Source organism: Pseudomonas reactans (assembly GCF_013387025.1).
Taxonomy (GTDB): domain Bacteria; phylum Pseudomonadota; class Gammaproteobacteria; order Pseudomonadales; family Pseudomonadaceae; genus Aquipseudomonas; species Aquipseudomonas reactans.
This window is the reverse complement of sequence record NZ_JACAQP010000018.1, coordinates 182,565-192,716: the sequence shown is the minus strand read 5'-3', so window position 1 is coordinate 192,716 and position 10,152 is coordinate 182,565. Positions and strand designations below refer to the sequence as shown.

9 protein-coding genes are annotated in these 10,152 nt (G+C 59.9%); 2 read left to right on the top strand and 7 right to left on the bottom strand.

All coding sequences use genetic code 11. The annotated features are described in order from the left end of the window. Nucleotides 1–87: 87 nt before the first annotated feature. From HX793_RS19845 to HX793_RS19820, 6 genes are all read right to left on the bottom strand, one after another. Nucleotides 88–510 carry a GNAT family N-acetyltransferase gene (locus tag HX793_RS19845; protein ID WP_177096774.1) on the bottom strand — a complete coding sequence of 141 codons (423 nt, stop codon included), beginning with the start codon at nt 508–510 and terminating at the stop codon, nt 88–90. Next, a complete protein-coding gene (locus HX793_RS19840; RefSeq protein WP_095015614.1) occupies nt 503–1,669 on the bottom strand; it encodes a ribosomal protein uL16 3-hydroxylase in 1,167 nt (388 codons plus the stop codon). Before HX793_RS19840 ends, HX793_RS19845 begins: the two co-directional genes overlap by 8 nt. Before the next feature lie 84 nt (nt 1,670–1,753). After that, a complete protein-coding gene (gene purB / locus HX793_RS19835) occupies nt 1,754–3,124 on the bottom strand; it encodes an adenylosuccinate lyase (protein ID WP_016975540.1) in 1,371 nt (456 codons plus the stop codon). 125 nt (nt 3,125–3,249) lie between these two features. Continuing rightward, nucleotides 3,250–3,873 (bottom strand): high frequency lysogenization protein HflD, encoded by a 624-nt coding sequence (hflD, locus tag HX793_RS19830; RefSeq protein ID WP_016975539.1) that lies wholly within the window; start codon nt 3,871–3,873, stop codon nt 3,250–3,252. After that, on the bottom strand, nt 3,870–4,994 hold the full coding sequence (gene mnmA, locus HX793_RS19825; RefSeq protein WP_177052059.1) for a tRNA 2-thiouridine(34) synthase MnmA: 1,125 nt from the start codon (nt 4,992–4,994) through the stop codon (nt 3,870–3,872). The genes hflD and mnmA overlap by 4 nt, the downstream gene beginning before the upstream one ends. A 59-nt stretch (nt 4,995–5,053) precedes the next feature. Beyond that, nucleotides 5,054–5,500: an NUDIX hydrolase gene (locus tag HX793_RS19820; protein WP_177052060.1), complete on the bottom strand. Its 447-nt coding sequence runs from the start codon at nt 5,498–5,500 to the stop codon at nt 5,054–5,056. Between the two features lie 253 nt (nt 5,501–5,753). Between HX793_RS19820 and HX793_RS19815 the strand changes: the two genes are divergently transcribed. Next, a complete protein-coding gene (locus HX793_RS19815) occupies nt 5,754–6,650 on the top strand; it encodes a DMT family transporter (RefSeq protein ID WP_016975536.1) in 897 nt (298 codons plus the stop codon). Between the two features lie 71 nt (nt 6,651–6,721). Further along, nucleotides 6,722–7,594: a LysR family transcriptional regulator gene (locus HX793_RS19810; RefSeq protein WP_016975535.1), complete on the top strand. Its 873-nt coding sequence runs from the start codon at nt 6,722–6,724 to the stop codon at nt 7,592–7,594. Nucleotides 7,595–7,651: 57 nt separating this feature from the next. Here the strand turns inward: HX793_RS19810 and HX793_RS19805 are convergent, their stop codons facing one another. Next, nucleotides 7,652–9,877 carry an NADP-dependent isocitrate dehydrogenase gene (locus HX793_RS19805; protein ID WP_177061338.1) on the bottom strand — a complete coding sequence of 742 codons (2,226 nt, stop codon included), beginning with the start codon at nt 9,875–9,877 and terminating at the stop codon, nt 7,652–7,654. Between the last annotated feature and the right edge of the window lie 275 nt (nt 9,878–10,152).

The following is a 10,152-nucleotide window of genomic DNA, read 5'->3' as shown; positions in this document are numbered from 1 at the left end:
TCAAGACAGTTGCTCCCACATTCGACCGCATTCCAAAGAGTGCACTCGGTCAAATGTGGGAGCGGGCTTGCTCGCGAACGAGACAGCTCAGCCCTCGCGCACCATATCCACATGCGGAATCCCGACTTCAAGGAATTCGTCACTGACGATCTTGAAGCCCAGTCGCTCATAGAACGGCGCCGCATACACCTGCGCACTCAGGAACTGCTTGGCTTGGCCACGTTCTTCGGCCACGCCGATCACCGCTTCCATCAGCTTGTCGCCGACCTTCAAGCCGCGCCAGTCCTTGAGCACCGAAACGCGTCCGATCTCGCCGCTGGGCAGCAGGCGCGCGGTGCCAATCGGAAAATCACCTTCGAATGCAAGGAAATGCACCGCGCCGGCGTCGTCCGCGTCCCACTCCAGCTCTGGCGGAACCGATTGTTCAGCGATAAACACCGCTTCACGAATGCGCCGAATCTCGGCGATATCCTTTTGCCAGTCCGCGACACTTACGTGAATCTTATTCATCGGCAAATCCCAGGCTTCCTTGCTTGACCAACTCGCACAGCAGGTCGCGACCGTCTTCGTCCGCCAGCCATGGGCCGAGGTTTTCGGCGTGCAGGGCGTCGGCGGCGCAGATCAGCTTGAGCAGTTCGCGCAGCTTGCCCGGCAGGTAACGGCTTTGGCCGCTGGCGAACAGCAGCACGTCGTCGTCGACTTCCGACCAGGCCATGCGCGCGCTCGGGTTGCGTACCAGGATCGCGCCGTCTTGCAGGGCGCTGATGAAGTCTTCTTCGCCCAGTTCCTCGCCGGCCACCAGTTCAGGATAGCGCGGTTCGGTCATGAACTGGCCGAACCAGGTCAGCAGCATGCGCTCGTCGCTCATGTGCTCGGCCAGCAGGCTCTTGAGGCGGTCGAGCGCGTCGCTCTGGATCTGGTGCGGGTCGCTGACCGGCTGGGCGTCGGCGTCGGTGTAGCGTTCTTCGTCCGTCAGGTATTGGCTGAGGAAGTCGGTGAAGTGGGTCAGCACTTCAGCAGCGCTCGGTGCACGGAAGCCCACGGAGTAGGTCATGCAGTCATCTTCGGCAATGCCGAAGTGCGCCAGGCGTGGCGGCAGGTAGAGCATGTCGCCCGGTTCCAGCACCCATTCGGCGCTTTCTTCGAATTCAGCGAGGATACGCAGGTCGGCGTGCTGCAGCAGCGGGCTTTCCGAGTTGCACATCTGGCCGATCTTCCAGTTGCGCTTGCCCTGGGCTTGCAGCAGGAACACGTCGTAGTTGTCGAAGTGCGGACCCACGCTGCCGCCGGGCGCGGCGAAGCTGATCATCACGTCGTCGATGCGCCAGCTTGGCAGGAAGCGGAACTGCTCCAGCAATTCGGCCACTTCCGGCACGAACTGGTCGACAGCCTGCACCAGCAAGGTCCACTCGCGCTCAGGCAGGCTGCTGAAGGCATCTTCGGCAAATGGGCCGCGACGCAATTCCCACGGACGCTCGCCGTGTTCGATCACCAGGCGCGATTCGACTTCTTCTTCCAGGGCCAGGCCGGCCAGTTCGTCGGCGTCGATCGGGCTTTCGAAATCAGGGATGGCCTGGCGGATGAGCAGCGGCTTTTTCTGCCAGTAGTCGCGCAGGAATTCCCGTGCCGTGATGCCGCCCAGAAGTTGAAGAGGGATATCAGGATTCATGTGTAACCTATTGAAAAAAAGCACTTTTCAGACTGGAATAAAAACGCCCGGCGCGGCCGGGCGTCTCAAAGGGTCTTGCGAAGATCAGATGCGCTTGGCTTGCTCTACAGCGTTGCCGATGTAGTTGGCCGGAGTCAGCAGTTTCAGCTCGGCCTTGGCCGCGGCTGGCATGTCCAGGCCGTCGATGAAAGTCTGCAGTGCTTCAGGGCTGATGCCCTTGCCGCGCGTCAATTCTTTCAGCTTCTCGTACGGGTTTTCGATGTTGTAGCGACGCATCACGGTCTGGATCGGCTCAGCCAAGACTTCCCAGCACGCGTCCAGGTCAGCGGCGATCTTCTGCTCGTTGAGTTCCAGCTTGCTGATGCCCTTGAGGCTGGCTTCGTACGCGATCACGCTGTGGGCAAAGCCCACACCGAGGTTGCGCAGCACGGTGGAGTCGGTCAGGTCGCGCTGCCAGCGGGAGATCGGCAACTTGCTGGCCAGGTGCTGGAACAGGGCGTTGGCGATGCCGAGGTTGCCTTCGGAGTTTTCGAAGTCGATCGGGTTGACCTTGTGCGGCATGGTCGACGAACCGATTTCACCGGCAATGGTGCGCTGCTTGAAGTAGCCCAGGGAGATGTAGCCCCAGATATCGCGATCGAAGTCGATCAGGATGGTGTTGAAGCGCGCAATGGCGTCGAACAGCTCGGCGATGTAGTCGTGCGGTTCGATCTGCGTGGTGTACGGGTTGAAACCCAGGCCCAGCTCGTCTTCGATGAAGGCGCGGGCGTTGGCTTCCCAGTCGATCTCAGGGTAGGCCGACAGGTGAGCGTTGTAGTTGCCCACGGCGCCGTTGATCTTGCCCAGCAGCGGCACGGCCGCCACTTGAGCGATCTGACGCTCCAGGCGGTACACCACGTTGGCCAGTTCTTTGCCCAGGGTGGTCGGCGACGCCGGCTGGCCGTGGGTGCGCGACAGCATCGGCACGTCGGCGAAGCGGATGGCCAGTTCGCGGATGGCGTTGGCAGTCTGGCGCATCAGCGGCAGCATCACGTCATCACGGCCTTCACGCAGCATCAGGGCGTGGGACAGGTTGTTGATGTCCTCGCTGGTGCAGGCAAAGTGGATGAACTCGCTGACCTGGGCCAGTTCCGGCAGCTTGGCCGCTTGCTCTTTGAGCAGGTATTCGATGGCTTTGACGTCGTGGTTGGTGGTGCGCTCGATCTCTTTCACACGCTCGGCGTGCTCCAGGGAGAAGTTTTCCGCCAGGGTGTTGAGCACAGCGTTGGCTTGCGCGGAAAACGCCGGCACTTCGCTGATGGCGGGGTGAGCGGCCAGGCGCTGGAGCCAGCGCACTTCAACCAGTACACGAGCACGGATCAAGCCGTATTCGCTGAAAATAGGGCGCAGGGCCTGGGTTTTGCCGGCGTAGCGGCCGTCAACAGGGGAAACCGCAGTGAGCGAAGAGAGCTGCATGGGGTGTTCTCGGACAGTCGGGCAACGAAATGGGGCGCGTATCATACATGAAAAAATCCGCCGGTCCGTCGCCAACTGACCGGCGTATTACGCGTAACGGCTTGAAAATAGCCTGTCGGTGCGACTTATTCGTTGCGCATCAACGGGTAAAGCTCTTTGAGCAATTTGCGGCGGCTGATCACCAACTGCCAACGATGACCGCCCAACTGGCGCCACAACCGCGCCGAACGAATACCAGCCAGGAGCAGGGCGCGGATTTTCGAGGCGTTGTTCGGTTGTTGCAGGTTGCGCATGTCGCCGTGCACCTGAATGCGCTGGCGCAAGGTGCTCAGAGTGTCCTGGTACAGCGCGCCACAGGCCGCGATCACGTTTTCGTGGGCCGGGCCGAAGTGTTCCACCTGGGATTGAATCTGTGGCAAGCGCTTGCCGATGACCTCCAGCATGTCGTCGCGCTTGGCCAGTTGACGCTCAAGACCGAGCATCGACAGGGCGTAGCGCAACGGCTCACGCTGCAACGTGCTGGGGTCGCGCTCAAGGGCGCCGATCAGTGCGCGGTAGCCTTCACGCAGCGCGATATCGTCGCCGCCGTAGACTTCCAGCGTGTCCTTGGGATCGCGGATCAGCAAGCTGCCGAGCATGCAGGTCAGGCCTGCTTCGGTGACCTGGCCGGTCTTGGCGATCTTGTCCACTAGCACGGCGGCGAGAAAGACCCCGCCCAGCGCCGTCAATTGCTCCTGGGTCGGGCTCATGCCGGGTTGCTCCAGGCTTCGGCCACTTCTATCACGCCGCCGCCCAGGCAGATTTCGCCGTCGTAGAACACCACCGACTGGCCAGGCGTGACCGCGCGTTGCGGGTCATCGAAGGTGGCGCGGTAGCCGGTGGCAGTTTTTTCCAGGATGCAAGGCTGGTCGCTCTGGCGATAACGCACTTTGGCGGTCAGGCGGCGCGGGGTGCTCAGGTCGATCGGGTTGACCCAATAGATTTCCGAAGCCAGCAGGGCGCCGGAGAATAACAGTGGATGCTCGTTGCCTTGGCCGACGATCAGCACGTTGTTTTCCAGGTCCTTGACCAGCACGTACCAAGGCTCTTCACCGGCGTCTTTCAAGCCGCCGATGCCCAGGCCCTGGCGTTGGCCGATGGTGTGGTACATCAGGCCATGGTGACGGCCGATGACTTCACCTTCGGTGGTATGGATTTCGCCCGGTTGCGCCGGCAGGTACTGCTTGAGGAAGTCGCTGAAGCGGCGCTCACCGATAAAGCAGATCCCGGTGGAGTCCTTCTTCTTGGCGGTGGCCAGGCCGTGTTTCTCGGCGATCTTGCGCACTTCGGGTTTTTCCAACTCGCCCACCGGGAACAGGGTCTTGGCGATCTGTTCACCGCCGACGGCGTGCAGGAAGTAGCTCTGGTCCTTGTTCGGGTCCAGGCCTTTGAGCAGTTCGGTGCGACCATCGATATCGCGACGGCGCACATAGTGGCCAGTGGCAATCAGGTCGGCGCCGAGCATCATGGCGTAGTCAAGGAACGCCTTGAACTTGATTTCACGGTTGCACAGGATGTCCGGGTTCGGCGTGCGGCCGGCCTTGTATTCGGCCAGGAAGTGCTCGAACACATTGTCCCAGTACTCGGCGGCGAAGTTGGCGGTGTGCAGCTTGATACCGATCTTGTCGCACACGGCCTGGGCGTCCGCCAGGTCGTCCATGGCGGTGCAGTATTCCGTTCCATCGTCTTCTTCCCAGTTCTTCATGAACAGGCCTTCCACCTCATAACCCTGCTCCATGAGCAGAACGGCGGAAACGGAAGAATCCACGCCGCCGGACATGCCGACGATGACGCGCTTCTTTTGTGTGTCAGAAGGGGCTGGATCACGCATAGGGTTTCAACGGGTGTCTTGAAAAAGGACGCGATTCTATCAGGCTCAGGCCTTCAAGGCTAAAGAGAAGGGCGGATCAATTCGAGACTGTGGCGCTGGCCGGCCAGATAATCATCGATGCAGCGGATGATCAGCTCGCTACGCCAGTCTTCTCGCACGGCCAGCAGCTCGTCTCGGGTCAGCCAGCGGGCCCGGATGATGCCTTCGTCGAGTTGATAGTCCGGGTGGTGTTTCAGCGCCTTGGCGATGAAGCAGACTCTTTGATAAGTCACGCCATTGCTGGGGGCGGTGTACAGGTAGATGCCGACAATGCCGGTGGCTTCGACATCCCAGCCGGTTTCCTCGAGGGTTTCGCGGATAGCGGCTTCGGTGAGGGTTTCATGCGGATCGAGGTGGCCGGCCGGCTGGTTGAGCACGGCGCGGCCGTTTTTGAGTTCTTCGACCATGAGGAAGCGGCCGTTGTCTTCGACGATGGTGGCGACGGTGATGTGGGGTTGCCAGGTCATAAGCGGCCTCAAGGATGATGTGGCTGGAGAAACTCAGTCGGTGTGGGAGTTGGCTTGCCTGCGATAGCGGTGGGTCAGTTGCAGCTATATCGGCTGGCAGGCAGCTATCGCAGGCAAGCCAGCTCCCACATTTTGATTGGGTTTCTTCAGTAAGTCTGCATAAGCGTTCTGCATGATGCGCCTAACATTTTATGATTTTACGGATGCCAGGGTCCGGCGCAGTTTACCTCTTCAAGTCAATTTGGAGAGTGTCATGAGTCCGGTTGCCCACAAAAGCTACGAAGTACGTCTCACCTCACCGCTACCTATTGCCTTCATTCTGTTGTGGAGCTCCGGTTATATCGGCGGCGCGTTCGGCGTACGTTATGGCGAGCCGTTCACCATGACGTTCTACCGATTTGCCCTGGCGGCCCTGGTGTTCCTTGGGGTAGCGCTGGCGATCAAGGCAGAATGGCCGAAGCGACTTGCACCCTATCTTCACGCGGCGGCAGTGGGGTTGCTCTTGCAGGCCTTGCAGTTTGGCGGCCTTTACACCGGCATCAGTCAAGGTGTGCCAGCTGGCCAAGCCGCGCTGATCGTCGGGCTGATGCCGGTATTTGTCGTGATGGGTGCTTTTTTCTTTTTGGGTGAGCAATTGAGTTGGCGCGACCTGCCGGGGTCCATCCTGGGCGTCGGCGGTGTGGTTATTGTCGTAGCCAGCAGCCTTTTCGGCACCGCGGCGTCACTAGCCGGATATGGCGCAGTGGGCCTGGCATTGCTAGGTATCACGCTCGGTACGCTCTATCAGAAGCGATTTCTGGGTGGCGTGAACCTGTGGGTGGGCTGCTTCATTCAGATGGCTGTCGCGTCGTTGGTTATGTTGCTACTGGCCTACACCACCGAAACCATGCGCGTAACCGAATGGGCGCCATTTGCAGCATCGGTGGCCTGGATCACGTTGATGAACTCCGTTGGGGCGCTGACGCTGCTGTATTTAATGATTCGCCGGGGTGAGGCAAGTAAGGCGACTAACTTGTTCCATGTTATTCCGGCTGTTACGCAGATCATGGCGTCGCTGGTGTTGGGGGAAGTGCCGAGTGCGGTGGCGGTTGTGGGGTTTGTTGTGTCGGCGGTTGGGGTTTATTTGATGAATCATGCCCGCGCGAGGTAAGTGGTATTGACAGAAATGCCGGGTGCCTTGCACTAATGCTTGGCGTATTTGCTCATTCGTATGGGAGTGTCATGAGAGTCAATCTTGATATTCAGTCGCTGCGCAGTTTTCTCAAGGTCGCTGAGTTGGGTAGTTTTACTCGGGCTGCGCAGGCGCTGAGCCTGACTCAGCCGGCGATCAGTCAGCAGATTCGGCGGTTGGAGGAATTGCTGGGTGTCGAGCTTTTTGCTCGCGACAACCGTCAGGTGTTGCTCACGCTTGAGGGTGAGCGCCTGACCAGCTACGCCCAGCAGATGGTGAGCGTCAACGATAAAGTGGGGAGCCTGTTTGATGCCAGTCGCACGCAGGAGTCTGTGACGCTGGGCATTCCCGAGTATTTCAGCGAGGAAATCCTGCAGCGCGTTATTCCTGCCGTCGCACTTGAATTGCCTGCGGTGCGAATTGTGGTCAAGGTGGCGCGGTCCACAGTCCTTGCGGAGGCTTTCAATGAGGGGCGAGTCGATATTTGTCTGATGATTGACGAGTTGCAAAATGTCGCTGGACGGCATTTGCACGAGCTTTCGCTGGTATGGCTGGGTAGTGAGCGTGGATCGGCCCAGGTGGCTGGTCAGGAAGTAGCGCTGGCCTTGTTCAAGGCGCCTTGCGTATTCAGGAGTCTGGCGATACGACGCCTTGAAGAGAGTGGGGTCAAATGGCGCTGTGTGTACGAGTGTGAAGACCTGATGTCATTGCGTTCGGCAGTCCACGCTGGGGTTGGCGTGACGCTTCTGCCGTGGTTTGCCCAAGTGCAGGGCTTGAATAAACTGGACGCGCTCGCGCATTTTCCTGCGTTGCCCGGATTTGGTGTGGAGCTTAAACAGAGGGTGGGCTGGGAGCCTTGGTATAGGCCTCAGTTGTTAGCAATTATCGAGGCGGCGTGGCGTGAGGAATACGGCGCTGCATGAATGCTAAAAACACAAACCCCGGCACCAGGCCGGGGTTTGTGATGCAGCCTTACAACCTTACTTCAACTTGGCGATCGCCGCATTGAGCGTGTTGCTTGGGCGCATGGCCTTGCTGGTCAGCTCCGGGTTCGGCGCGTAGTAGCCACCGATGTCCACTGGCTTGCCCTGTACGGCGTTGAGCTCGGCGACGATGGTCGCTTCGTTCGCGGTCAGGGTTTTTGCCAGTTCGCCAAACTGCGCTTGCAGTGCAGTGTCTTCGCTCTGGGCAGCCAGGGCTTGTGCCCAGTACAGCGCCAGATAGAAGTGGCTGCCGCGGTTGTCGATGTTGCCGACTTTGCGCGATGGCGACTTGTTGTTGTCGAGGAACTGGCCGGTGGCCTGGTCCAGGGTCTTGGACAGTACCAGGGCTTTCGGGTTGTTGTACGTCACACCCAAATGCTCAAGGGAAGCGGCCAGGGCCAGGAACTCGCCCAGGGAATCCCAGCGCAGGAAGTTTTCTTCCACCAGTTGCTGCACGTGCTTTGGAGCCGAACCGCCGGCGCCGGTTTCGAACAGGCCGCCGCCGTTCATCAGCGGCACGATCGACAGCATCTTGGCGCTGGTGCCCAGTTCCATGATCGGGAACAGGTCGGTCAGGTAGTCGCGCAGTACGTTGCCGGTTACCGAGATGGTGTCCAGGCCCTTGCGGGTGCGCTCCAGGGTGAACTTCATCGCGTCGACCGGCGACATGATGCGGATGTCCAGGCCTTCGGTGTTGTGATCTTTCAGGTAAGCCTGAACTTTCTCGACCACGACGCCGTCGTGTGCGCGCTTAGGGTCCAGCCAGAAAATGGCCGGGGTGTTGCTGGCGCGGGCGCGGTTGACGGCTAGTTTGACCCAGTCCTGGATCGGCGCGTCTTTGGTCTGGCACATACGGAAGATGTCGCCGGCTTCGACTTTCTGTTCCATCAGCAGGCTGCCCTTGCTGTCGGTGACGCGGACTACGCCGTCAGCCTTGATCTGGAAGGTCTTGTCGTGGGAGCCGTACTCTTCGGCTTTCTTCGCCATCAGGCCAACGTTTGGCACGCTGCCCATGGTGGTTGGGTCGAAGGCGCCATTGGCCTTGCAGTCTTCGATGACCGCTTGGTAGATGGTGGCGTAGCAGCGATCCGGGATCACAGCCTTGGTGTCGTGCAGTTGGCCGTCGGTGCCCCACATTTTGCCGGAGTCACGGATCATGGCCGGCATCGAGGCGTCGACGATGACGTCGCTCGGCACGTGCAGGTTGGTGATGCCTTTGTCGGAGTTGACCATCGCCAGGGAAGGGCGGGCCGCGTAAACGGCCTGGATGTCAGCTTCGATCTGCGCTTGCTGGTCGGCCGGCAGGGCCTTGATGCGAGCATGCAGGTCGCCGATGCCGTTGTTCAGGTTGAAGCCGATCTGCTCCAGCACGGTGGCGTGCTTGGTCAGGGCGTCTTTGTAGAACTCGGCAACGATCTGGCCGAACATGATCGGGTCGGAGACCTTCATCATGGTGGCTTTCAGGTGAACCGACAGCAGTACGCCTTGTTTCTTGGCGTCTTCGATTTCAGCGGCGATGAACGCGCGCAGGGCTTTCTTGCTCAGTACGGCGGTGTCGATGATTTCGCCGGCCTGTACCGAAGTCTTTTCCTTCAGGACAGTGGCGGTACCGTCTTGGGCGATCAGCTCGATTTTGACAGCGTCAGCGGCTTCGATCTGCACGGCTTTTTCGCTGCCGTAGAAATCGCCACTGTTCATGTGGGCAATGTGCGACTTGGAGTCGGCAGCCCAGGCACCCATCTTGTGCGGGTGCTTGCGTGCGTAGTTCTTGACCGACAGTGGCGCGCGGCGGTCGGAGTTGCCTTCGCGCAGTACCGGGTTCACGGCGCTGCCCTTGACCTTGTCGTAACGTGCACGGGTTTCTTTTTCCGCGTCGGTGGTTACGGTTTCCGGGTAGTCCGGCAGGGCGTAGCCCTGGGCCTGCAGTTCCTTGATCGCGGCTTGCAGCTGCGGGGTCGAGGCGCTGATGTTAGGCAGCTTGATGATGTTGGCTTCAGGCGTAACGGCCAGGTCGCCCAGTTCGGCGAGGTGGTCCGGGATAGCCTTGGCGCCCAGTTGCTCAGGGAAGCTTGCGAGGATGCGCGCGGCGAGGGAGATGTCGCGGGTTTCCACGGCAATATCAGCGGAAGCGGTGAAGGCCTCTACGATAGGCAGCAGTGAATAGGTGGCGAGGGCCGGGGCTTCGTCGGTGAAGGTGTAGATGATCTTCGAGCGGGTGGGCATATTCGGATTAACTCTCTTCTTTGCTGAAAGCGTGCGCAGAAACTCGAGATGCGCCGGGTGGAGCGCGTTCGTTCAAAGTCATCCATGAGCGAAATGTCGAGGTTTCTTCGCGGTGATGTTGGGTTGCATCAGTCGAGCGTCAAGCGTTTGGACTATTGTAATAGTCCTGCTTTCTGGCTGAGGGCTACTGTCTAGAGCGGTCAACCGTCGTGACTCTTTGGTCAGCGGCGGCATTATACATAGGTCGCTATGCTTACGCCGAGCCTTCATACAAA